The following is a 24659-nucleotide window of genomic DNA, read 5'->3' on the forward strand; positions in this document are numbered from 1 at the left end:
GGTGCCCCGGAAGCAACTCGTACGGCCCCCTTCCGAACCGGTGCCGCCCGGCTCCGCGCCGCGCCGCGTTTGCCCCGCGGCCCGGCCGGTTACCCGTCCTCGGTATGAGCGGCAGCAGCGGCGGCGCGGACGACGCACACACCATCAAGGCGGGGCGGCGCACGGTCAGGATCAGCCGGCCCGGCAAGGTGCTCTTCCCGGACGACGGGATCACCAAGGCCGACCTGGCCGACCACTACAAGGCGGTCGCCCGGCGCGCGGTCCCGCAGCTGCGCGACCGGCCGCTGATGATGGAGCGGCACCCCGACGGCATCGGCGGCAAGCCCCTGATGCAGAAGAACGCCCCCGACCACTTCCCCGACTGGGTACGGCGTTCCGAGCAGCCCAAGGAGGGTGGCACCGTCACCCACGTCGTGTGCGACGACCCGGCGACCCTCGTCTACCTCGCGGACCAGGCCACCGTCACCGTCCACCGCTGGCTCTCCCGTGAGCACCGCCCCGACCACCCCGACCTGATCATTTTCGATCTCGACCCGGCCGAGGGCGCGGACTTCGAGGACGTACGGTGGGCCGCCCACCGGGTCTGCGAACTGTGGGACGAACTGAAGCTGCCCGCCCGCCTGATGACCACCGGCTCGCGCGGCCTGCACGTCATCGCGCCGCTGGACGGCGGCTCCGCCTTCGACGCGGTGCGCGACTTCGCGCACCTGGCCGCCGAACGGCTCGCCCGCCAGTACCCGGACCGGCTCACCACCGAGCAGCGCAAGGCCGACCGCAAGGGCCGCATCTACCTGGACGTGCAGCGCAACGCGTACGCGCAGACCGCGGTCGCGCCCTATTCCGTACGGGCGAAGCCGGGCGCGCCGGTGGCGACACCGATCTCCCGCGACGAGCTGGACGACCCCGGCCTGACGGCCCAGCGGTGGACGGTCGCCACCCTCCCCGACCGTCTCGCCGAGGACGACCCGTGGGCCGGACTGTCCTGGCGCGGCCGGTCGGTCCGGGCGGCGCGGGAGCGGCTGGAGGCGTTGGAGGAGTAGGGCGGGGGGCGACTGCGCTCGCGCGGCCCGCCTGCGGGGCGGGCGGCGGGCGTGACTGCCCCTCGCGCGCGGTTCCGCCCGTTCGCAGGGCCAGCACGCACACTTCCGCACAGTCCCGCCCGTTCACAGGGCCACCGCGCACGCTTCCGCACGGCCCCGCCCGTTTGCCCGCATAAGGCGACCGCCTCCGGACCGCGGGCTTCAATGGACCAATGATCCGGTTCGAGTCCGTCACCAAGCGCTATCCGGACGGCACCACCGCCGTGGACGACCTGTCCTTCGAGGTCGCCGAGGGCGAGCTGGTGACGCTGGTCGGACCGTCCGGCTGCGGCAAGACCACGACGATGAAGATGGTCAACCGGCTCATCGACCCGACCGGCGGCCGCATCCTCGTCGAGGACGAGGACATCGCGACGGCCGATCCCGTACGCCTGCGCCGCCGCATCGGCTACGTCATCCAGCAGACCGGCCTCTTCCCCCACCGCACCGTCCTCGACAACACGGCCACCGTGCCGCACCTGCTCGGCTGGCCGCGCAAGAAAGCCCGCGCCCGCGCCGCCGAACTCCTGGACCTGGTGGGCCTGGACCCCGGCCTGCACGGGCCGCGCTACCCGGACCAGCTCTCCGGCGGCGAGCGGCAGCGCGTCGGCGTGGCCCGCGCGCTGGCCGCCGACCCGCCCGTCCTGCTGATGGACGAACCGTTCGGCGCGGTCGACCCGGTCGTCCGCGACCGGCTCCAGCGGGAGTTCCTGCGGCTCCAGGCCACCCTGCACAAGACGGTGCTGCTGGTCACGCACGACATCGAGGAGGCCATCCGGCTGGGCGACCGGATCGCGGTCTACGGGCAGGGCCGGATCGAGCAGTACGACACTCCGGCGAGCGTGCTGGGCGCGCCGGCCTCCCCGTACGTCGCCGAGTTCGTCGGCAGCGACCGGGCACTGAAGCAGCTCGCGGTCACCGGCATCGACCCCGGCGACCTGGAACACCCGCCCTTCGCCCGGCTCGGCGAACCGGCCGGCCGGGCGGCGGAGCGGCTGCGCGCGGAGGGCGCGCGCTGGGCCGTCGTCCTGGACGAGGAGGGCGGGCTGCACGGGTGGGTGGGGACGGAGGAGGTGACCGAAGCGCGGGGGAACGTTTCGGCGCACGCGCGCCGGATGGAGGCCTGGGTCCCGGTGAGCGGCTCGCTCAAAGACGCCTTCAGCGAGATGCTCAAGTACGACGCGGGCTGGATCGCCGTCGTGGACGGCACCCGCTTCCTGGGCGTCCTGACCCCGGCCAGGCTGCACGAGGCGCTGCGGCGCACGATCGGGTCCGACGAGCAGGGGGTGCCGCGGGAGGAGGCGGAGGTGGATTCCGTACCCACGGAGTGAGCGGGCGCCGCGACTGAGGGTCCGGTCACCGGCCCTACAGCAATCCCGCTGAGGGGACCGGCCACCGTCCCTACAGCAATCCCTTCTTCCGCAGGTAGTCCCGTGCCACGTCCTCCGGGAGCCGCCGCCAACTGTCCACCCGCTGGTTGAGGTCGGCCAGGTCCTCCGTCGTCAGTGCGGAGTTGAGCTTGCCGAGGGCAGCGGCGACCCGGGCGCTGCCCGCGCGGGCCCGGTTGACCACCGGAACGACGTAGTCCGCGTTCTGCAGCTTCTTGTCGTCCGCCAGGAAGACCAGCCCGAACTGCTCGACCGTCGCGTCCGTACTGGTCGTCAGCACCATCTGGTCCTGTCCGTTCTGCACGGCCTGCTTGGCGGGCGTGGTGCCCACCCCCTTCGGGTCGACGGCCGTGATGTCGATCCCGTACGTACGCTTCAGACCGGGCGCGCAGAACGGCCGCCGCACGCACTCGTCGCCCGCCGCCAGCCGCACCGGCAGCTTGGCGCGCCCCAGGTCGCTGAGGGTTTTCAGGCGGTGCTGCTTCGCGTACGAGGCGGCCACGGCGAACGCGTTCTGGTCGACGGCCCGGCCCGGCGGCAGCACGGTCAGGCCGCGGGGCGTGGCGAGGTCGCGCAGCGCCTTCATCGTCGTGCCGAGGTCCGGTGAGGCGACCGGGTCGGCGTCGGCCCCCTTGGTCTTGGCGTTCAGCCAGTCGGCGAAGGTCGCCGCGTACTCGGGTACGACGTCGATCTGGCCGCTTTCCAGAGACGGCTCGTACAGCTCCCGGTTGCCGACGGTGAGGATCTCGGTCTCGTACCCGGCCTTGTCGAGCAGCACCGCGTACATCTGGGCCAGCAGCTCACTCTCGGTGAAGCCGGCCGAGCCGATCGAAAGACGGTGGCTGTCGCCGGGCGCGGCGGTGACCTGCCCGCGGTTCTCCAGGGGCGGGCCGGTGGCGCACCCGGAGAGGGCCGACGCCACCAGCGCCACGGCGACGACGAAGCGGCGGGCGCTGCCGGGCGTACGGAGACGACCGGCCGCGGGGTCTCGTGGCCCGGTCGCGGAGCCTGGTAGACCGGCGGCGGAGCCGCGTAGACCGACGGCGGAACCTCGTAGCCAGGCCGCGGAACCTCGTAGCCCGGCCGCGGCTCCTCTGGTCGCTGTGCCTCGTCGCCTGATCGCGGCTCCTCCGGCCGCGGTTCCGCGTCGTCCGCTCACCGCGCCCTCCCCCGTGCCCAGGCCGGCCCCAGCCGCTGCACCACCTCGAACAGCACCTCCATCACCAGCGCGAACACCGCCACGATCACCGCCCCCGCCACCACCTGCGGCGTACTCGCCAGGTTGAACCCCGCCGTGATGATCCGCCCGAGCCCGCCACCGCCGACCAGCGCGGCCAGCGTCGCCGTGGCCACCAGTTGCACCGCCGCGATCCGCACCCCGGTCAGCACCAGCGGCAGCGCCAGCGGCACCTCAACCCGCCGCACCAACTGCCCGCCGGACATCCCCATCCCGCGCGCCGCCTCCACCACGTCCCGGTCCACCTCCCGCATCCCGACGTACGCGTTGGTCAGCAGCGGTGGCAGCGCGAACAGCACCAGCGCGATGAACGTCGGCCAGTCCCCGTGCCGGCCGAGCGGGGTCAGCAGGAGCAGCACCAGCACCGCGAAGGTGGGCACGGCGCGCCCGACGTTGGCGAGGTTGACGGCCAGCGCGCCGCCGCGGCCGAGGTGCCCGAGGGTGACGGCGACGGGCAGCGCGATCAGGCAGGCGGCGAGCAGGCAGCCGACGGTCAGCAGCAGATGTTCCGTGAGGCGGTGCCAGACACCGTTCTCACCCGCCCAGTTCGCGCCCGTGGCGAGCCAGGTCCAGACGTCTCCGAGCGTGCTCATACGTACCGCCACATCGAGCTCATGCGCGCCGCCACATCGTGTTCATGCGCGCCGCCACGGCGTCAGCAGCCGTTCCAGGCCGAGCAGCAGCAGGTCGAACGCGACGGCGATGACGACGCACAGGACGGACGCCGTCAGCACCTGCGCCTTGAAGAACGAGTTCATCCCCGCGTAGATCAGGTTGCCCAGCCCGCCGTGGCCGACGATCGCCCCGATCGTCGTCAGTGCGACGGCGGAGACGGTCGCGATGCGCAGCCCCGCCATCGCGGCGGGCACCGCCAGCGGCAGTTCGACGGCGAGCAGTTGCCGCAGCGGCCCGTACCCCATGCCGCGGGCCGCCTCCTTCGCCTCCTCCGGTACGCCGGCCAGGCCCGCCAGGATGTTCCGTACGAGCAGGGTCAGGGAGTACAGCGCCAGACCCACGATCACCAGGGTGGACGACAGCCCGTACAGCGGCAGCAGCAGCGAGAACATCGCCAGCGACGGGATGGTGTAGAGCACGGTGGTGACGCCCAGCACCGGCCCCACCGCCCAGCGCCACCGGCGCGCGATCAACGCCAGCGGCAGCGCGATCACCAGGCCGAGCAGCACGGACACCACGGTCAGGTGGAGGTGCTGGAGCGTCGCGTCGAGGAGGATGTGGCGGCGGGTGGCGAGGTAATCGCCGCAGATCCAGTCGTTGCGGGCCAGGCAGTCGTCCGGAGGGGCGGTCACGACAGCAGTCCACCGCGGTGCGGGGCGGGTGTCCTGCCGGGTGAGCCGGACGGGTGAGGGCGCCCGCACCTGCGCTGACCCCTACCTTGTCCGCTCCTTCCTTTTCCGCACCCTCCTTGTCCGCACCTTTCCCTGCCTTGTCCCTACGGCGTCGGAGACGGAGACGGAGACCGGGACGGCCGGGATGGCGACGGCGTCGCCCCCGCCCCCGGCCGCTTCGGCGGCGCGTGCGCGGCCTCCACGTCCTGCGGGAACGTGAGCTGACGCCCCTGCCACTCCAGGGCCGGCGCCACCTCCCGCCGCCATGTCGCGAACTGATGGCTGCCCCGCGGCAGGATGATCGAGTCGACGGTCATCGGGGGCTTCGCCGCCTCGACGAACCGCAGGGTGTCCCGGTAGTTCGGCTCACCCAGGCGGCTGCTGGCCACCAGTACCGAGACCCGCGGTACGGGCCGGTGCGCCAGCCGCCACAGCAGGTCGTGCTCGCGCTCCCGGCGCGCGGCGGCCGCACCGCTACCGAACAGGCTCCCGGTCGTCAGGTCGTCCTTGACGGCGTAGTCACCGGAGAGCGAGACCGCCGAGGTGTAGGTGCCGGGGCTGCGCAGGGCCAGCAGCATCGAACACGTACCGCCGGAGGAATAGCCGAACGCGCCCCACGCGCTGGGGTCGTGTCCGACCCGGTAGGCCGCCTTGACGGCCTCCGGCAGATCCTGGGTGAAGAACGTCTCGGCCTGCGGCCCGCCCGGCACGTCCACACACTCGGTGTCCCGCGGCGGCGCGATCGTCGGCCGGACCATCACCAGCACGGTCGGCTGCATCCGGCCCTCCTCGATCAGCCTGCCCGCGGTCTGCGGGATGCGGAGATGCTGCGCGAGGTTCATGATGCCGCCCGGGTAGCCGCTGATGACGACGGAGACGGGGAAGCGCTGGCGGCGGTACTGGTGCTGGAAGTACTGCGGCGGCAGGTAGACGAAGGCCGGGTTGACGACGCGGGTACGGCGCCCGACGAGCCGTACGGACTCCACCTTGCCGACCTCGTGGGGCGGGCCCTCCGGCAGCCCGGTCACCCGGTCCAGACCCTGCGGCCCGGCCGGCTGGACCAGTCCGCCCCGGAGGCTGCGGGCATCGGCGTACCGCGGGCCGCCGCCCCCGCTCACCGCCACCGGCCCCTCGTCGGCGGTGCCCAGCAGCTCGTCCCAACTGCTGTAGAACTCGAAGCTGGAGTTCACGGCCAGCGCGAGCGAGCACAGGACCGCCACCTGGGTGACGAGAATGGACCCGATCCTGCCCAGTACGGGGAGCACACCGCGCAGGGACAGCCGCGGCCACAGCCACACCGTCAGGGCCACACAGGCCACGGCCAGCGTGATCACCGCGATTTCGAGCGACTGACTGGTCAGCCCCATGCGCCCACATCTCCCGTCACCCGTACGAGGGTTGCCCGGTCCTCCGGACCGCCGCCAGGGTCAACGGGCGTCCGGTCGATGGGTCACCACACGGGCCGCGCCCACCACGGTCCCGCCGCCTCCGCCGCCGGGCGCCGAACTGTCCGTCCCTCCCACGACACCCCCATGTGACGTGCGCAGACGCCTACGTCACCGGCCCCGCACGCGGTCTTTCCGCAACCTCCACCCCTCCCTCACCACCCCTCACCGCACAAACATCCGCCTCGCCCAGTCGTCACGCCTCCTCCCTACCGTTCCCCTCCGCGTCCTCCGCGCCCTTCCGTCCCCTTCCGCTCCCCTCCGCCCCCTCGCTCCCGCCCCTTCGCACATCCGCCCGCCACACATACGCTCTCCCCACACACGTCCCACCCGCACACCCCCCACACCTCCACACCTCCACACCACCCCGCTACACAAAACACCCAAACGGGGCGTGCCGCGAGACGCGCGGGCTCCCACGATGGGACCGGCCCAGGCGGCTACCCTTACGTGTCCGGCCTGGTCAGGGACATGTCCGCGCTTCTCGGACATTCGCCGCACCCCACACACGCTAGAGAGGTTCGCCGATGGGCATTCGGAGTCTGCTGCGCAACGCTTTCGGTCGCTCCAAGGCGGCCCGCGAGGAATCGAACACCGCGGCGAGCGGCACCAAGGCGCCGGAAACGGCGACGATCCCGGAGGCCCGCGAAGAGGCCACCCCGGAACCCGCCACGCCCCGCGACCCCGCCGTCCCCACGGCCCGCACCGCCCCCGCCGACCCCCCGGCCGCCGCCCTCCCCGCCCAGACCACCCGCACGGACACCACGTCCCCCGCCGAGGACTCGGCCTCCGACCTCGTCTCCCAGGCATTCGACGCACCGAAGCCGACGCGGGGGGCGGAGGCGGAGACGGCAGCCAAGGCGGAGACCGAGGCGAAGGCGGAGGCGAAGGCGGAGACCGAGGCCAAGGCCGAAGGCGAGGCGAAGCACGGACCGGAGGCGGCGAAGGCGGAGCCGGAGGCCGTGGTCGAGGCCGTCGTCGAGGCAAAGCCGGAAGCCGTGGCCAAGACGGCGCCTGACACCAAGCCGGAGGCCGCGGCCAAACCGGAGACCGTGGCCGAGGCTGCGCCTGAGACCAAACCGGTGGCCGCGGCCAAGCCGGAACCTGACACCGAGCCGGGGGCCCTGGCCGAGCCGGAGCCCGAAGCGAAGGCAGAGCCCGAAGCCGCGGCGGAACCCCAGCCCGTAGCCAAGACCGAGCCCGAGACCACGCCCGAACCCGAGGCCACGCCCGAACCCGCGCCCGTAGCCAAGACGGCCCCCGAGCCGACCGTCGAGCCCGAACCCGTAACCGACACGGCCCCCGAGCCGACCGTCGAACCCGAACCCGAACCCGTAACCGAGACAGAACCCACCCCCACCTCCCCCTCCGCCCCCACCTCCCTGACCAAGGTCGAAGCCCAGGCCCCCGCCCTCGTCAGTCTCTACAAGGCGGCCCGGGTCTCCCTGGAGAAGCAGGGTCTGGCCACCCAGCGCGCCGCGGTCTACCTCGTCCTCGACCGCTCGGGTTCGATGCGCAACTACTACAAGGACGGCACCGTCCAGCACCTGGCCGAGCAGGCCCTCGGCCTGTCCGCCAACCTCGACGACGACGGCACCGTCCCGGTGGTCTTCTTCTCCACCGATGTCGACGGAACCGCCGACCTCGACCTGACCAACTACGCGGGCCGCATCGAAGAGTTGCACGCGGGCCTCGGCCACATGGGCCGTACGAACTACCACTGGGCGATCAACGCCGTGATCGAGCACTACGAGAAGTCCGGTGCCAGCGACCCCGCCTTCGTCATCTTCCAGACGGACGGCGCCCCCACGTCCAAGCCGGCCGCCGAGAAGGCGCTCTGCGAGGCCGCGAAGCTCCCCATCTTCTGGCAGTTCGTCGGCTTCGGCGACCCGGACGCCAAGGGCTTCGACTTCCTCCGCAAGCTGGACGACCTGGCCGTACCGGAGAAGCGCGTGGTCGACAACGCGGGCTTCTTCCACGCCGGCCGCGACCCGCGCGCCCTCGCCGACGCCGACCTCTACCAGCAGCTCATGGTCGAGTTCCCCGCCTGGCTCCAGGAAGCCCGCTCCGCCGGCATCCTCCCCGCCTGACGCACCACCCCTGCACTCCCCCGCACCACCCGTCGGGCGCGGGCCGGCCCCCCCCCCCCCCCCCCCCCCCCCCCCCCCCCCCCCCCCCCCCCGGGCCGCCCCGCCCCCCCCCCCCCCCCCCCCCCCCCCGACGGCATTTCCGCCACCACCCCTTGGTTGAACCCTTCACGGCGACCGCGGCCCAGCCGGTTCCCACAACTCCCAGCTCCACCGTCAGTGCCATGTGTAAGAGTGTTACGGCGTTGACCACACGGGGGTAGGGGGATCGCTATGTCATTGACCGAAGAAATCGCCGACATGTACGCGCACGACGGCGACCCACCGGCACTGATCGGGGAATTCCGCCGCACGAGCGTCTTGGTGCCCGTAACCGACGACGGGCTCATGTCCGCTGAATGGGGCGGAATACGCTGGCTCTACGCATTCACGGACGAGGACGCGCTCAGCCGCTTCGCCCTCGCCAGGGGAAGCACACCGGGCACCCGTTGGCATGCGCCCTGGACTCGGTCGGCGCGGAAGGAGTGGCCGACAAGGTCCGCTCCGCGGGCGAGGACGTTGCCGACAACCTCGGCGCCCACGTCGACGAGCGGAACCTGGGCGAGACCGACGACCCCAAGGACCTGGTCCACGGCGACGCCTCCGCGATCAACGAATCCGCTGCGCACCTGAAGGACTTCTACGCCGCCTTCGAACGGGTCGGCCAAGGCCTGCGCAAGCTGGACTCCGGCGGCTGGGAGGGCAAGGCGGCGGACAGCTTCCACGAGGAGTTCGACGCCCACCCGAAGCAGTGGATGCAGGCGGCGGACGCCTGCGAAGCAGCAGGCAAGGCCCTGCACGCGTACGGGGAGACGGTCTCCTGGGCCCAGAGCAAGGCCGAGACGGCCATCCACAAGTACCAGGCCGCGCAGGACGCCACCAAGAAGGCCATGGACGCCCACCAGGCCGAGGTCGACTCGTACAACGCCAAGGCGGACGCGTACAACGCCGCCTTGGAGAAGAACGCCGACCCGGGGCAGAAGCCCCAGAAGCCGGGCGCCTTCTCCGACCCCGGCGCGGAAGGGCGCAAGGCCGCCCAGGAACTGCTCAAGAACGCCCGCCACCAGCGGGACGAGGCTGCCGAGCGCGCTCAGCACGCCATCAGCCAAGCGCTGGCCCACGCGCCCCGGGAGCCGAAGTTCGGCCAGCAGTTCCTCTCCGACGTGTCGGACGGGGCGGTGTCCGGCGGCATCCAGCTCATGCACCTGGCAGGGGGTGTCCTCAGGACCGGGGCGGAAACGGTGGAACTGGTCCGTACGGTCAACCCGCTGGACATCTACAACCTCACCCACCCCTTCCAGTACATGTCCAACCTCTCCACCACGCTGATGGGACTCACCACCACGGCGGCCCACCCCGAGCGGCTGCCCAAGGCCCTGCTGGGTACGGGGTGGGGCAGCGACCCGGGGGACGCGACAGGGGCTCTGATCGGCAACCTCGTGGGCGGCAAAGGGGCCGGTGGCCTGGTCAAGGGCGCCGCCAAAGCCGGCGCGAAGGGGGCCGCCAAGGACTCCGCGCGCGCCGCGGTCAAGGAAGGCGGCAAGACCGCCCTTCGCGACCGCGCCCGCCGCTCCTGGTGCAAGGTCTTCGGCAGCGACCCGATCGACATGGCCACCGGCCGCATGATCCTGCCGCAGACCGACATCACCCTGCCCGGCAGCCTCCCGCTCGCCTTCAGCCGCACCTTCGAGTCGTCCTACCGGACCGGCCGCTGGTTCGGCCCCACCTGGATGAGCACCGTCGACCAGCGTCTGGAGATCGACGCCGAGGGCGTCGTCCTCATCGGTGAGGAAGGCAACCTGCTCGCCTACCCGCATCCGGCCGTCGGCGTCCCCTCCCTCCCCGTCGAGGGCGAAGGCCACCCGCTGGAGCGCACCCCGGACGGCGACTACTTCCTCACCGATCCGGTCGGCGGGACCCGCTGGTACTTCACCACGTACACCGACGACACCGCCGTCCTCGACGAGATCTCCGACCGCCGCGGCAACCGTCACACCTTCGACTACGACGAGACCGGTACACCGACCGCCATCACCCACAGCGCCGGCTACCGCCTGGTGTTCACGACCGAGGCGGGCCGCATCACCGCCCTCCACCTGGCAGGAGCGGCCCCCGGCGGCGGCGATCAGCTCATCCGCCGCTACGGCTACGACGAAACCGGCAACCTCACCACCGTCACCAACTCCTCCGGCCGGCCGCTGCGCTTCACCTACGACACCGCCGACCGCATCACATCGTGGACGGACACCAACAACAGCTCGTACAGCTACGCCTACGACGACCGGCACCGCTGCATCTGGCAGAGCGGCACCGAAGGCCACCTGCGGGCGCACTTCACCTGGGGCGACACCGACCCCGACACGGGTCTGCGCACCAACCTCCACCACAACTCCCACGACCAGGTGACCCGGCACCTGGTGAACGACCACCATCAGATCGTCGCCTCCACCGACCCCACCGGTGCCACGACCCGTACGGTCCGCGACGCCCTGCACCGCGTGCTGTCCGTGACCGACCCGCTGGGCCGCACGACCCGCTTCACGTACGACGACGGCCGCCCCACGGAGGTCACCCTCCCCGACGGCAGCCGCACCACCTCCACGTACAACGGCCTCGGCCAGCCGCTCACCACCACGGGGCCGGACGGAACCACCTGGTCCCACACCTACGACCTCGGCGGCAACCGCACCTCCTCCACGGACCCCGCAGGCGCGACCACGCACTACGCGTACGACGCCCGAGGTCACCTCTCCTCCGTCACCGACGCCCTCGGCAACACCACCCGCCTCTACTGCAACGAAGCGGGCCTGCCGCTCTCCACCACTGACCCCCTCGGCGCCCGCACCCATTACCGGCGCGACGCCTTCGGCCGCATCACCTCCGTCACGGACCCGCTCGGCGAGACCACCCACCTCATCTGGACCGTCGAGGGGCAGCTCGCCACCCGCATCGACCCCACCGGCGCCGCCGAACACTGGACGTACGACGGCGAGGGCAACCGCACCTCCCACACCGACGCCATCGGCCAGGTCACCCGCTTCGCATACACCCACTTCGACCTGCTCGCGGCCCGCACCGACCCGGACGGCACCCGTCACACCTTCACCCACGACACCGAACTACGCCTGACCCAGGTCACCAACCCCAAAGGCCTGACCTGGAGCTACGCCTACGACAGCGCCGGCCGCCTGTCCTCCGAGACCGACTTCGACGACCGCGTCCTCGCCTACACGCACGACGCGGCGGGCCGGCTCACCAGTCGTACCGACGCGCTGGGCCAGGTCACCACCTACACCCACACCCTCCTCGACCACCTCGCCGAGAAGAACGCCGCGGGCCTCGTCACCACCTACGAGTACGACATCGCCGGCCGCCTCCTGCGCACCGCCAATCCCGACGCGTCCATCACCTACACCCGCGACGCCCTCGGCCGCGTCACCACCGAAACCGTCGACGGCCGCACCCTCTCCTTCACCTACGACGCCCTCGGCCGCCGTACCTCCCGTACGACGCCCACCGGCGCCACCACCACCTACGCCTACGACGCCGTCGGCAACCGCACCCACATGTCGGCCTCCGGCCACCCGCTCGCCTTCGACCACGACGCCGCCGGCCGCGAAACCACCCGCCACCTCTCCGACGCCCTCACCCTCATCCAGTCCTGGGATCCCACAGGCCGCCTCACCTCCCAGTCCCTCACCTCTTCCTCTTCCCCTTCCTCCTCCCCTACCTCACCCCAAGCTCCCCTCCCCCCTCTCCTCTCCCGCACCTACACCTACCGCCCGGACGGCAACCTCACCGGACTCGACGACTCCGCCCGCGGCCACCGCACCTTCGACCTCGACCGCGCGGGCCGCGTCACGGCCGTCAACGCCGCCGACTGGTCGGAGACCTACGCCTACGACGAGTCCGGCAACCAGACCCACGCCACCTGGCCCGCCGAACACCCCGGCGCCGCCGCACAAGGGCCTCGCTCCTACACCGGCACCCGCATCAACCGAGCCGGCTCGATCCGCTACGAACACGACGCCCTCGGCCGCGTCACCCTCCGCCAGAAAACCCGCCTCTCCCGTAAACCCGACACCTGGCACTACACCTGGAACGCGGAAGACCGCCTCACCACCGTCACCACCCCCGACGGCGCCCTCTGGCACTACACCTACGACCCACTGGGCCGCCGCACCGCCAAACACCGCCTGTCCCCGGACGGCTCCACGCCCCTCGAATCCACCCGCTTCACCTGGGACGGCCCCACCCTCACCGAACAATCCACCACAACCCCCACCTCCCCCCAGTCCCTGACCCTCACCTGGGACCACGAGGGCCTGACTCCCCTGACCCAAACGGAACGCAAACTCACCACAGGCGACCTGTCCGCCGCTCCCCAACGGGTCGTGGACGAACGCTTTTTCGCCATCGTCACGGACCTGGTGGGCACGCCTACGGAGCTGGTCTCCGAGACGGGCGAGGTGGCGTGGCAGTCGCGCCCTACCCTCTGGGGCACCACCACCTGGAACGCGGGCGCCACGGCGTATACGCCGCTTCGGTTCCCTGGGCAGTATTTCGACTTGGAGACACACCTTCATTACAATCTTCAACGTCATTACGACCCGCACACAGCTCGCTTTATATCGCGCGATCCACTCGGCCTGAGGCCCGCAGATAATCCGGCTACCTACGTATCAAATCCGCACATATTCGTCGACCCACTCGGCCTCTCCCCATGCGAATGGAACATGGCGAAGATCGACGAGAAGTACGATAAGCACGTGTATGGCGACGGGAAGCCCAACGGCAGACCGGACATGCCCGAATACCAAGACCAAAGTCCAACCGACGACGGATTTGTCAGATACCAAAGGGACTCGCAAGCCCTTTCTCGTGACCCGCTACCCGAGGGCGCCCGAGAGATTGTGCGCAGCGGAGACGGCGCGATACTCCGCATGGACAAGGAAGGGCGACTGATCATCATGCAAGACGGTAAAATCAACACATACTTCCGACCGGACAACCCTCGCGAGTACATGGAAAATGAAAGTGAACGCTAAATCTTCGCCTTTCGCCTCGCACTTCAATCAGACTTTCCACTCACTGGGATGGACTCACGACATTTCACCAACCCAAGCGATTGACAGGTGGAATACATTCGAAGTGGATTGTCGGCAAGGGTACCCATGGGACCTTGAGGACTACCAGAACGAACTCACCCTCAGGAGCACACTGAAGAAAGCAATCCCCCAGCTACACCGGTACGAACCGACAGCTACTGCCGAAATGGTCGAGCGGATAGGAGCCATCGACCAGAGCCTCCAAACGCTCTTTACGAACCTCCTCAGCCCAGTCGCGGTTGACTGGTGGGTAAGGTTCACTCTCCCGTACGCATCAGCTTCGTTCTGCGAACAGGTTGGCGAGGCTTACGGAGTCCACATCCGGCCGAGTTCCAAATTCGATGAAAACTTGTTGCAATTGCAGCAAGCCTTGCCCAAAAGGCGAAATCCTGCCGAAGCATACCTGATAGCACGACGGGACGGATGGTACGTAACCGAACGCCCATCCTTGTTCTACCGGTGCTGCACGCATGCTTTCACCATGGACCGTCGACAAAGACAAGCACTCAGGTTGTGGATTCATGGGAAGCTGACGGATGAAGCATTCCAAGCCGCCTTTCAATCCGAACCGATTCAGTAAGAGAGGCGCAGATGCACGACACCGCCCAAACTGAACTTATGTTGTGACTCCTCGCCCGGGCGACGTGTGGCCGAGAGGGAGCGTGTCCTCCTGCACCCGGCCCGCCTCAGCCGGGCCGCCCACATCTCTTGGACGGATCTCGGCCTGGGCTTCGTCCTCGGGCGCTGCCTGCATTTCGACGAGGAGCGCTTCGGGAGATGGTTCACCGAGACGGTGGGCATCTACCGCACCCTAATGACGAATCCCGCGAGGGTGGGCCCAACTACAAGACGGTGGTGCCGAAGGCCCCCGTGGACGGGAAATACACCCTCACTAAGAATTTGAGTGACACGGTGGGCGCCCAGGTCCCGCGCAACGGCTCGTACGCTCACCGCATGACCACGGTGGACGGGCAATACCAGTCCGGCGCCAAGTCACTGGTGCTGCTCTCGATGTACGGCTCCGTCAGCGACCCGATGGAGGCCGTCAAGCAGACGATTCACGGAATGGAGAGCAGCGGCGGCGAACTGGTCGTGCCGAAGCGCGAAGAGCGGCCGCACGGCACCGAGGAACCGGTGTATTGCGGTGTCTTCGTGAAGCGGCAGATGGGCCAAAAATTTACCGCGCCGTTCTGCACCTGGGCGGATTCGAGTACGACCGGGAATGTGATGGAGACCGACGCGGAGCGGGTCGACGCCGATCCGTTCTCGGTGGACCTGGAAGCACTCGCGGAAAAGACGGACCGGATCCGTACCGAGACCAAGGTACCGACCGGGCCATAACCGGAGCCCGGGCGGCCGACAGGCGAGGGGGCGGGCCAGCGCCTACGCTGGTTTCGGGCTGCGGTGCTCGCCCGATGGGTGACCGCTGTCCGTTGTCCACGGCGGAGGCGGGTATTCATGAGCCAGGGTCAGGGTCAGAGCCGGACGCGGGAACGGACGGATACGGCAGGGGAGCCTGATCCGCGGCGGTGGTGGGGGCTCGTCGTCATTGCCGTGGCTCAGTTGATGGTTGTGCTGGACGCGACGATCGTGAATATCGCCTTGCCGTCCGCGCAGCGGGAGTTGCACATGTCGGATGCGAACCGGCAGTGGGTGATCACGGCATACACGCTTGCGTTTGGTGGGCTGTTGTTGCTGGGTGGGCGGATCGCTGACCTGGTGGGGCGGAAGCGGTCGTTCGTCATCGGGCTGGTGGGGTTCGCGGTCGCTTCCGCGCTGGGTGGGGCGGCGTCCGGGCAGGGGTTGCTGTTCGGGGCCCGGGCGTTGCAGGGGGCGTTCGCTGCTGTGCTGGCACCGTCCGCGTTGTCGTTGTTGACGACGACCTTCACGGACGGGAAAGAGCGGAGCAAGGCGTTCGGGATTTACGGCGCCATTGCGGGTGGCGGGTCGGCCATCGGGCTGATAGCCGGCGGGTTGCTGACGGAGTATCTGGACTGGCGCTGGTGTCTCTACGTGAATGTGCCGATCGCGGTGGTGGCCATCGCGGGGGCCTGGGTCTTTCTGCACGACCGGCGGGGGCATGGGGAAGCTCGGCTGGACGTTCCCGGCGTGGTGTTGGGGTGTGGTGGGCTGGTCGCGATCGTTTACGGGTGCAGTGAGGCGCAGCCGCGGGGTTGGGGGGATGCGATGGTTATCGGGCTGCTGGTGGGTGGGGCCCTGTTGTTGGCCGTTTTTGCGTGGTGGCAGGGGCGGGCGCGTTCACCGTTGCTGCCGTTGCACATCGTGCGGGACCGGAATCGTGCGGGGGCGTTTCTGACCATGGCGTTGGCGGTCATCGCCATGTTCGGGATGTTCCTTTTCATGACGTACTACCTCCAGGTGGTGCTGGGGTATTCGCCGGTGAAGACGGGCCTGGCGTTTCTGCCGATCACGGCGGCGATCATTGTGGGGTCGACACAGATATCGGCACGGCTGCTGCACCACCTGCCGCCCCGCGTGCTGATGGTGCCGGGCGCGGTGTTCGCGGCGGCGGGGCTGTTCTGGCTGACGACGTTGACCGCCGAACCCGCGTACGTCTCGCATGTGCTGCCGTCGGAGTTGCTGGTCGGGCTCGGGATGGGCCTGATCTTCATGCCGGTGATGTCCACGGCCACGGCGGGCGTCGCGCCGCAGGACTCGGGGGTGACCTCCGCGACCGTCAACACGGCTCAGCAGGTGGGTGGTTCGATCGGCACGGCGCTGCTGAACACCATCGCCACGTCGACGAGTGCCACGTACATCGGAACTCATCTGGCCACGGCTGCGAAGGAGGCGGGCGGGCGCCTGACGCCCGCGATGCGGGAGGGGGTCGTCAAGGACGGTGTCGTGCACGGGTTCACCGTGGCCATCGGGTGGGGCGCGGGGATCATGCTGCTGGCGGGGGTCGTCGCGGGCGTACTGGTGAATGGGAGGGCGCCGAAGCACGGGGATGGGGCTGGGGATGGGCCTGGGCCTGGGGCGAGGGCGGAGGCAGAGGCGGGGGCGAAGCCCGGGTGACGGCTTCGGGCACTGCGGGGTTCGCGCTGAGGGACTCGTACCGCGGGCCCGAAAAAATGTTGGCCACCCATGTCGAGAACTCCCGATCGGCTCCGTCCCCGTAGTGAACGCGACCACAATGGGCCGCACCACTCCGAGGAGACCCACGATGGCCAAGTACCTGCTGCTGAAGCACTACCGTGGCGCGCCGGCCCCGGTGAACGACGTGCCCATGGACCAGTGGACGCCGGAAGAGATCTCCGCCCACATGCAGTACATGCAGGACTTCGCGGACCGGCTGGAGAAGACCGGCGAGTTCGTGGACGGTCAGGCACTCGCCTCCGAGGGGGCGTGGGTCCGGTACGACGGGGAGGGCCGTCCGCCGGTGACCGACGGGCCGTTCGCCGAGACCAAGGACCTCATCGCCGGGTGGATGGTGATCGACGTCGACCGTTACGAGCGCGCCGTCGAGCTGGCCGGCGAACTGTCGGCCGCTCCCGGGGCGGGCGGGAAGCCGATTCACGAGTGGCTGGAGGTGCGCCCGTTCCTGGCCGCGCCGCCCACCGTCACGGAGTGACCTCCCAGGTGACGCGGATGGACGAGGCCCTGCTGCGGAGCCTCACGCCGAGCGTGATCGGGGTCCTCGTCCGCCGCGGGGCCGACTTCGCGGCGGCCGAGGACGCCGTACAGGAGGCTCTGGTCGAGGCGGTCCGCGGCTGGCCGGACGACCAGCCGCGCCATCCCAAGGGCTGGCTGGTCACGGTGGCCTGGCGCCGGCTTCTCGACGCGGCCCGGGCGGACGCGTCCCGCCGCCGCCGGGAGGACCTCGTCGACCAGGAGCCGGCGCCCGGGCCCGCGCCCGCGGCGGACGACACGCTCCAGTTGTACTTCCTGTGCGCCCACCCGTCGCTGTCGCCGTCGTCCGCGGTCGCGCTCACGCTGCGGGCGGTCGGCGGGCTCACCACCCGCCAGATCGCCCGCGCCTATCTGGTGCCCGAGGCGACGATGGCGCAGCGGATCAGCCGGGCGAAACGGACCGTGTCCGGCGTACGTCTCGATCGGCCCGGCGACGTCGCCACCGTGCTGCGCGTCCTCTACCTGGTCTTCAACGAGGGGTACTCCGGCGACCTGGACCTCGCCGCCGAGGCCGTCCGGCTCACCCGGCAGCTCGCGGCCGTGATCGACCACCCCGAGGTGGCGGGCCTGCTCGCCCTGATGCTGCTCCACCACGCACGCCGTGCCGCCCGTACCGCGGCCGACGGCAGTCTGGTGCCGCTCGCCGAGCAGGACCGGGGCCGGTGGGACACCGGGGCGATCGCGGAGGGCGTCGGGATCTTGCAGGCGGCGCTCGCCCGCGACCGGCTCGGCGAGTTCCAGGCCCAGGCCGCCATCGCGGCCCTCCACGCCGACGCGCCCACCGCGGCGGAGACCGACTGGATGCAGATCGTCGAGTGGTACGACGAGCTGGCGCGCCTGACCGACAGCCCGGTCGTACGGCTCAACCGCGCGGTGGCCGTCGGTGAGGCCGACGGGCCGCGGGCCGGGATGGCAGCGCTCGCGAAGCTGGACGCCTCGCTGCCCCGCCATGCCGCGGTGGCGGCGTACCTCCACGAGCGGGACGGCGACCCGGCGACGGCGGCGCGGCTGTACGCGGAGGCCGCGCGAAAGGCGCCCAACCTCGCCGAGCGCGACCACCTGACGCGCCAGGCCGCCCGGCTCAACGCCCGCCGGGACCGCCGACAGCCATAGCAGTCCCAGTAGTCCCAGTAGTCCCAGCAACATCAGCAGCGTCAGCAGCCCCCGGCATCGCAGTCCGCACGCGGAACGGTCCATGGCGGAGAGCCGACCTCAGTACGCTGGCCCCGTGTTCACCCCCGAGGGACCGACGCTCCGCGAGCTGACCGTGCAGGCGCTCTCCTCCGTCGAGCGCGGCTACGACCTGCTGGCCCCGAAGTTCGATCACACACCGTTCCGTACGCCGGACCGGATTCTCGACGCGACGGCGGAGGCGCTGCGGGGCCTCGGCCCGTTCGGGTCCGGGCTCGACGTCTGCTGCGGCACGGGAGCGGGCATGGGCGTGCTGCGGTCCCTGTGCCGGGAGCGGATCGTGGGGGCCGACTTCAGTACGGGGATGCTCGCGGCGGCGCGGAGCGCGCAGGAGCCCACAGTCCGTCCGGAGCCCACGGTCGGTCCGGAGTCCACGACGGGTCGGGAGCCCACGACGGGTCCGCCCGCCGACCCCACCACCGAGGGGCCATCCACCGGTCCCGCCACGGAAGCCCCGCCCACCGGCCCCACCGGCCCCACCGGCCCCACCGGCCCCACCGGCCCCACCGGCCCCACCGCAGCGTACGTACGCGCCGACGCCCGCGCCCTCCCCTTCCCCGCCGCCTTCGACCTGGCCGTCACCTTCGGCGCCCTCGGCCACTTCCTGCCCGCCGAGCGCGCCGCGGTCTTCGCCGGTGTGCACCGGGCGCTGCGTCCGGGCGGGACCTTCGCCTTCCCGATCGCCGCGCCCCCGCACCCCCGCTCCGCGCTGTACTGGACCCTGCTCGGCTTCGACGCGGTGATGCGCGCACGGAACGCGCTGTGGCGTCCCCCGTTCGTCATGTACTACCGGACCTGCGCGCTGCGCGACATACGGGCCGATCTGCGCACGGCGGGGTTCACCGTGGAGCTCCGGCCGGTGCGGGGAGCCGCCCGTCGCCCCGACGGCAGCCCCGGCTGGGGGCTCGTGGTGGCCCGCCGGCCCTGACCGCCCGAAAGAGACGATCAAGGACCGTACCGAGCGCGGAAAACCGGGCGCGGTCGCCCCGTACCCGTCCAGTACGATATTGACGTTCCGTAGAACAAAACCTCACTCACCGTAGCGACTTGGGAGCAGCCGGCAATGGCTCGACACCTCATCACCAGCGCCCTTCCGTACATCAACGGGATCAAGCACCTGGGCAACATGGTGGGGTCCATGCTCCCGGCCGACGTGTACGGGCGGTATATGCGCCAGCGCGGCCACGAGGTGCTCTACATCTGTGCGACGGACGAGCACGGCACGCCCGCCGAGCTGGCGGCCAAGGACGCCGGCCAGTCCGTCGACGCGTACTGCGGCGAGCAGCACGACGCGCAGAAGGCCATCTACGACGGCTTCCATCTGCAGTTCGACCACTTCGGGCGCAGCTCCTCGCAGCAGAACGTGGAGCTGACCCAGCACTTCGCGCGCAAGCTGCACGAGAACGGCTTCATCGAGGAGCGCGCCATCCGGCAGGTCTACTCGATCGCCGACGAGCGCTTCCTCCCGGACCGCTACATCGTCGGCACCTGCCCGCACTGCGGTTACGACAAGGCGCGCGGCGACCAGTGCGAGAACTGCACCCGGGTCCTGGACCCGACCGACCTGATCGACGCCCGGTCGGCGATCAGCGGCAGCAGCGACCTGGAGGTGCGCGAGACCAAGCACCTCTTCCTGCTCCAGTCCAAGCTCCAGGGCGAGGTCGAGCAGTGGATCGACGACAGCAGCGAGGACTGGCCGACGCTGGCGTCGTCCATCGCCCGCAAGTGGCTGACCGAGGGCCTCCAGGACCGGGCGATCACCCGTGACCTGGAGTGGGGCGTGCCGGTGCCGGCCGACGTGTGGCCGGAGCTGGCCGCCGAGGGCAAGGTCTTCTACGTCTGGTTCGACGCGCCGATCGAGTACATCGCCTCGACGAAGGAGTGGGCGGACGCCGACCCGGCGAACCGCGACTGGAAGTCGTGGTGGTACGAGGCCGACGACGTGCGCTACACGGAGTTCATGGCCAAGGACAACGTCCCGTTCCACTCGGTGATGTTCCCGGCCACCGAGCTGGGCACCCGCGAGCCGTGGAAGAAGGTCGACTTCCTCAAGGCGTTCAACTGGCTGACGTACTACGGCGGCAAGTTCTCCACCTCGCAGCGGCGCGGCATCTTCACCGACGCGGCGCTGGAGCTGCTGCCCGCCGACTACTGGCGCTACTTCCTGATCGCCAACGCGCCGGAGTCCGACGACACGTCCTTCACCTGGGAGCTGTTCTCCTCCTCGGTCAACAAGGACCTGGCCGACACCCTCGGCAACTTCGTCAACCGGGTGCTGTCCTTCTCCCGCAAGCGCTTCGGCGACGAGGTGCCGGCGGGCGCGGCGGCCGGGGAGGCCGAGGCGAAGCTGGGCGAGCAGATCGCCGAGCTGCTGGCGGAGTACGAGGGCCACATGGAGGCCCTCCAGTTCCGCAAGGCGGCCGCGGCCCTGCGGGCGCTGTGGAGCGCGGGCAACTCCTACCTGGAGGAGAAGGCCCCCTGGCTGGAGATCAAGACCGACCAGGAAGCGGCGGCGCTGACGCTGCGTACGGCGATGAACCTGATCCACCTGTACGCGATCGTCTCGGAGCCGTTCATCCCGGCGGCGGCGAAGGCGATGCGCGGCGCGTTCGCGCTCGACGGCGACACGGCGGCCTGGGTCACGGCGGAGGAGGCGCGGGCGCTGGCCTCGGTCCCGGCGGGTACGGCGTTCACGGTCCCGCCGGTGCTCTTCGCGAAGATCACGGAGGATGACCTGGCGGCGTACCGGGAGCGGTTCGGCGCGGCGGAGTAGGCACGCGGACGACGTAGGCCGAGGGGCCCGGAACCGGTCACCGGTTCCGGGCCCCCGTCATGTCTCCCGCTTCGATTCCACGCCCGGCTCCGCCAGCCAGCAGGACGGCTGGCAGGTACGCCGGGAGACCGTGTCGAAGTCACGGTCGTAGTGCAGAAGCGTCATGCCGGAGAGTTCCGCGGTGGCGGCAACGATCAGGTCGACCGGGCCGGCGGAACGGTGTTCGCCGTGGTCGGTGAGGAGTTGCTGCACCTCACGGGCTCGCTGGAAGACCAGGTCGGGCACGGGGGCCCAGACGAACGCCTGGCGCAGTTCTTCCTGTATGCCATCCCGGTCCCGGCGCGACCTCGCCGAGCAGAGAACCTCGATCTCCGTGAGGTCGCACATGGCGATCAAGCCGTTGACCATAGGTTCTGCCCAGTGATCGTCATACGCTTCGCTGCTCAGCAGTCGTACGGCGGCCGAAGTGTCGATCAGGTACGAGTTCTTCACCCGCGGTAGTTCCTCTTGTCGAGGAGAAGATCGAAGTCGCCGCGCGCACCCCTCTTCCTGAGCTTGGCGAGCGCTATGGCCCGACTACGCCGCTTGGCCACCTCCATCAGCGCCATGTTGACGGTGTCCTTCTTGGTCTTCGTGCCGAGGAGCTTCGCGGCTTCCGCCAGCGCCTCGTCGTCGACCTCCAGCAAAAGTTTCGACATACCGATCACTCCCCATATATCAGTCTACAAAAACTGTATATGCGGGCCATCCGGCCGTCCAATGAACCGTCAACGCGACGCCCGCAGAACCCTCCCCAGCTCCCTCGCCGATACGCCGCCTCAGCGCACCCAGCCCTTCAGCGGCTCGGTGTCCAGTTCGATGCCCACCGGGTCCGGCAGGGCGACCGTCTTCCCGAACGGCACCGTCAGGAGCATCTCGTAGCGGCCGCCGTCGGACTGCGAGTGCACCTTGACCTCGCAGGTGTCCCGGTCGATCAGCAGGTACACCGGGATGCCGGTCTCGGCGTACGCCTTCGGCTTCTCCACGCGGTCCCGGCGATCGGCGGCGTGGTCACGGGAGGTGATCTCGACGGCCATGAGCACTCCCTCGGCGTCCGTCCACCCGCCCTGGCCGACGAAGTTCTCGCTCGGCGCGAGGCAGCCGGTAGGGCGAGCATTGCTCTTGCGGTACGTCCCGACCCGCAGCCCCCGTCCCGCGTGAAGCCACCATCCCTCATCGGCCTTCATGCACAGACGCGTCAACCACGCGATGATCTCTGCATGGTCGCCGTCCGGCATGGGCTTCTCCCGGATCCTCCCGTTGACGAACTCCAGGCGCAGCGCCTCGTCCACGCGCTCACCGAAGCGAGCCAGCTCCTCGAACTGCTCCTGGCTCAGGACACTCGCGTGTACGTCTTCGCTGTCCGCCGCGGCCGGAGCCGCTTCGTGTGTCGCCATCCCCCCCGCAGCGTGGCACGCGAAAGGGCCCGCGATCATCCGATCGCGGGCCCTTCACACGTACGTATGAACTACTTGACCTGCGGCTTCCGGATCGACAGGTGCAGCTCCTTCAGGCGCGACTCCTCGACCTCCGACGGGGCGCCCATGAGCAGGTCCTGGGCGTTGCCGTTGAGGGGGAAGGCGATGGTCTCGCGGATGTTGGGCTCGTCGGCGAGGAGCATGACGATGCGGTCGACGCCGGGGGCGATGCCGCCGTGCGGCGGGGCGCCGAACTTGAAGGCGCGGAGCATGCCGCCGAACTCGGCCTCGACGGTGTCCTTGTCGTAGCCGGCGATGGCGAACGCCTTGTACATGACGTCCGGCTCGTGGTTGCGGATGGCGCCGGAGGACAGCTCGACGCCGTTGCAGACGATGTCGTACTGCCAGGCGAGGATGTCCAGCGGGTCCTTGGTCTCCAGCGCCTCCAGGCCGCCCTGCGGCATGGAGAACGGGTTGTGGGAGAACTCGATCTTGCCGGTGTCCTCGTCCTTCTCGAACATCGGGAAGTCGACGATCCAGCAGAAGCGGAACTCGCCCTCGACGAAGTGGCCGGTGCGCTTGGCCGCCTCGACGCGGACCGCGCCCATGATCTTGGAGACCTCGTCGAACTCGCCGGCGCCGAAGAAGACGGCGGAGCCGGGCTTCAGGTCCAGCGCCTCGACCAGCGCCTTCACGTCGTCCTCGGTGAGGAACTTGGCGATCGGACCGGTCAGGGTGTTCGACTCGCCCACGCGGACCCAGGCCAGGCCCTTCGCGCCCTGCTGGACGGCGAAGTCACCCATCTGGTCGAAGAACTTCCGCGGCTGGTCGGCGGTGTCCGGCACGGCCAGGGCGCGGACGTGCTTGTCGGCGAAGGCCTTGAAGCCGGAGCCGGCGAAGACGGACGAGACGTCGACCAGCTCCAGCTCGGCGCGGAGGTCCGGCTTGTCGGAGCCGTACTTGAGCATCGACTCGCGGAACGGGATGCGCGGGAACGGCGAGGTGACCGTGCGGCCGCCGCCGAACTCGGTGAACAGCTCGGTCATCAGCTGCTCGATCGGGCCGAAGACGTCCTCCTGCTCGACGAAGCTCATCTCGACGTCGAGCTGGTAGAACTCGCCCGGCGAGCGGTCGGCGCGGGCGTCCTCGTCGCGGAAGCAGGGCGCGATCTGGAAGTAGCGGTCGAAGCCCGCGATCATCAGGAGCTGCTTGAACTGCTGCGGGGCCTGCGGCAGCGCGTAGAACTTGCCGGCGTGCAGCCGGGACGGGACGAGGAAGTCGCGGGCGCCCTCGGGGGAGGTCGCGGACAGGATCGGCGTCGCCATCTCGTTGAAGCCGAGCGCGGTCATCTTGTGCCGGATGGCGGAGATGACGGCGGTGCGCAGCATCAGGTTGCGGTGCATCCGCTCGCGGCGCAGGTCGAGGAAGCGGTATTCGAGGCGCTTCTCCTCGTTGACCCCGTCCTCGGCGTTGATCGTGAAGGGGATCTGCTCGGCGGCGCCCAGCACCTCGACGGCCGTGACCTCGACCTCGATCTCGCCGGTGGGCAGGTCGGGGTTGACGTTGTCCGCGCCGCGGGCGCTGACCTTGCCGTCGATACGGACGACGGACTCCTTGGTCAGGGAGCCGAGCGCCTCGTTGGCGGGGGTGCCGGGACGGGCGACGAGCTGGACCAGACCGTAGTGGTCGCGCAGATCGATGAAGAGGATGCCGCCCAGGTCACGTCGATTGTGCAGCCAGCCGCTGAGGCGGACGTCGGTGTCGACGTCCGCGGCTCGGAGCTCGCCACAGTTATGGGACCGGTACCGATGCATCGCTCATCCAAGTCGTCGCAAGTTGGAGGGTGGGTTTCCTGTAA

At 70.0% G+C, this 24659-nt stretch carries 19 protein-coding genes; 11 read left to right on the forward strand and 8 right to left on the reverse strand.

Annotation, left to right across the window (positions count from 1 at the left end):
• Positions 1 to 104 precede the first annotated feature (104 nt).
• On the forward strand, positions 105 to 1040 hold the full coding sequence (gene ligD, locus ACZ4QV_RS18345) for a non-homologous end-joining DNA ligase (RefSeq protein ID WP_361581025.1): 936 nt from the start codon (positions 105 to 107) through the stop codon (positions 1038 to 1040).
• Positions 1041 to 1252: 212 nt separating this feature from the next.
• Positions 1253 to 2410 carry an ABC transporter ATP-binding protein gene (locus ACZ4QV_RS18350; protein WP_361160009.1) on the forward strand — a complete coding sequence of 386 codons (1158 nt, stop codon included), beginning with the start codon at positions 1253 to 1255 and terminating at the stop codon, positions 2408 to 2410.
• Positions 2411 to 2480: 70 nt separating this feature from the next.
• Here the strand turns inward: ACZ4QV_RS18350 and ACZ4QV_RS18355 are convergent, their stop codons facing one another.
• The 4 genes from ACZ4QV_RS18355 to ACZ4QV_RS18370 form a co-directional block, all read right to left on the reverse strand.
• On the reverse strand, positions 2481 to 3398 hold the full coding sequence (locus ACZ4QV_RS18355; RefSeq protein WP_361581022.1) for an ABC transporter substrate-binding protein: 918 nt from the start codon (positions 3396 to 3398) through the stop codon (positions 2481 to 2483).
• A gap of 224 nt (positions 3399 to 3622) precedes the next feature.
• Positions 3623 to 4297, reverse strand: coding sequence for an ABC transporter permease (locus tag ACZ4QV_RS18360; protein WP_361160005.1), 675 nt, complete (start codon positions 4295 to 4297; stop codon positions 3623 to 3625).
• A gap of 42 nt (positions 4298 to 4339) precedes the next feature.
• Positions 4340 to 5011 (reverse strand): ABC transporter permease, encoded by a 672-nt coding sequence (locus ACZ4QV_RS18365; RefSeq protein ID WP_361581019.1) that lies wholly within the window; start codon positions 5009 to 5011, stop codon positions 4340 to 4342.
• 143 nt (positions 5012 to 5154) lie between these two features.
• Positions 5155 to 6417, reverse strand: coding sequence for an alpha/beta hydrolase (locus ACZ4QV_RS18370; RefSeq protein ID WP_361160000.1), 1263 nt, complete (start codon positions 6415 to 6417; stop codon positions 5155 to 5157).
• A gap of 605 nt (positions 6418 to 7022) precedes the next feature.
• Here ACZ4QV_RS18370 and ACZ4QV_RS18375 point away from each other — a divergent pair.
• The 9 genes from ACZ4QV_RS18375 to metG all read left to right on the forward strand — a co-directional run bounded on the left by ACZ4QV_RS18375 (position 7023) and on the right by metG (position 21344).
• Complete coding sequence (locus ACZ4QV_RS18375; RefSeq protein WP_467763124.1) at positions 7023 to 8585, forward strand: vWA domain-containing protein; 1563 nt, start codon at positions 7023 to 7025, stop codon at positions 8583 to 8585.
• A 485-nt stretch (positions 8586 to 9070) separates the two neighbouring features.
• Positions 9071 to 13669, forward strand: a complete 4599-nt coding sequence (locus tag ACZ4QV_RS18380; protein ID WP_467763125.1) for a putative T7SS-secreted protein — start codon at positions 9071 to 9073, stop codon at positions 13667 to 13669.
• A 706-nt stretch (positions 13670 to 14375) separates the two neighbouring features.
• Complete coding sequence (locus ACZ4QV_RS18385) at positions 14376 to 14633, forward strand: DUF1266 domain-containing protein (RefSeq protein ID WP_467763126.1); 258 nt, start codon at positions 14376 to 14378, stop codon at positions 14631 to 14633.
• A gap of 50 nt (positions 14634 to 14683) precedes the next feature.
• Complete coding sequence (locus tag ACZ4QV_RS18390; RefSeq protein ID WP_361633557.1) at positions 14684 to 15070, forward strand: hypothetical protein; 387 nt, start codon at positions 14684 to 14686, stop codon at positions 15068 to 15070.
• A gap of 117 nt (positions 15071 to 15187) precedes the next feature.
• On the forward strand, positions 15188 to 16765 hold the full coding sequence (locus ACZ4QV_RS18395; protein ID WP_361876344.1) for an MFS transporter: 1578 nt from the start codon (positions 15188 to 15190) through the stop codon (positions 16763 to 16765).
• Positions 16766 to 16913: 148 nt separating this feature from the next.
• The gene (locus ACZ4QV_RS18400; protein ID WP_361159979.1) at positions 16914 to 17321 is read left to right on the forward strand and encodes a YciI family protein; all 408 of its coding nucleotides are present in this window, start codon (positions 16914 to 16916) and stop codon (positions 17319 to 17321) included.
• A gap of 17 nt (positions 17322 to 17338) precedes the next feature.
• The gene (locus ACZ4QV_RS18405) at positions 17339 to 18493 is read left to right on the forward strand and encodes an RNA polymerase sigma factor (RefSeq protein WP_467763182.1); all 1155 of its coding nucleotides are present in this window, start codon (positions 17339 to 17341) and stop codon (positions 18491 to 18493) included.
• A 115-nt stretch (positions 18494 to 18608) separates the two neighbouring features.
• The gene (locus tag ACZ4QV_RS18410) at positions 18609 to 19499 is read left to right on the forward strand and encodes a class I SAM-dependent methyltransferase (RefSeq protein ID WP_467763127.1); all 891 of its coding nucleotides are present in this window, start codon (positions 18609 to 18611) and stop codon (positions 19497 to 19499) included.
• Between the two features lie 135 nt (positions 19500 to 19634).
• Positions 19635 to 21344, forward strand: coding sequence for a methionine--tRNA ligase (gene metG / locus ACZ4QV_RS18415; RefSeq protein WP_361159974.1), 1710 nt, complete (start codon positions 19635 to 19637; stop codon positions 21342 to 21344).
• 57 nt (positions 21345 to 21401) lie between these two features.
• Here the strand turns inward: metG and ACZ4QV_RS18420 are convergent, their stop codons facing one another.
• The 4 genes from ACZ4QV_RS18420 to aspS form a co-directional block, all read right to left on the reverse strand.
• The gene (locus tag ACZ4QV_RS18420; protein WP_361159971.1) at positions 21402 to 21836 is read right to left on the reverse strand and encodes a PIN domain nuclease; all 435 of its coding nucleotides are present in this window, start codon (positions 21834 to 21836) and stop codon (positions 21402 to 21404) included.
• Entirely contained in the window at positions 21833 to 22042 is a 210-nt protein-coding gene (locus tag ACZ4QV_RS18425) for a type II toxin-antitoxin system VapB family antitoxin (protein WP_361159969.1), read from the reverse strand. Before ACZ4QV_RS18425 ends, ACZ4QV_RS18420 begins: the two co-directional genes overlap by 4 nt.
• 120 nt (positions 22043 to 22162) lie before the next feature.
• Positions 22163 to 22780, reverse strand: a complete 618-nt coding sequence (locus tag ACZ4QV_RS18430) for a Uma2 family endonuclease (protein WP_467763128.1) — start codon at positions 22778 to 22780, stop codon at positions 22163 to 22165.
• Between the two features lie 71 nt (positions 22781 to 22851).
• Positions 22852 to 24615, reverse strand: a complete 1764-nt coding sequence (gene aspS / locus ACZ4QV_RS18435) for an aspartate--tRNA ligase (RefSeq protein ID WP_361580996.1) — start codon at positions 24613 to 24615, stop codon at positions 22852 to 22854.
• Between the last annotated feature and the right edge of the window lie 44 nt (positions 24616 to 24659).

This window comes from Streptomyces sp. NPDC026394, assembly GCF_055567735.1.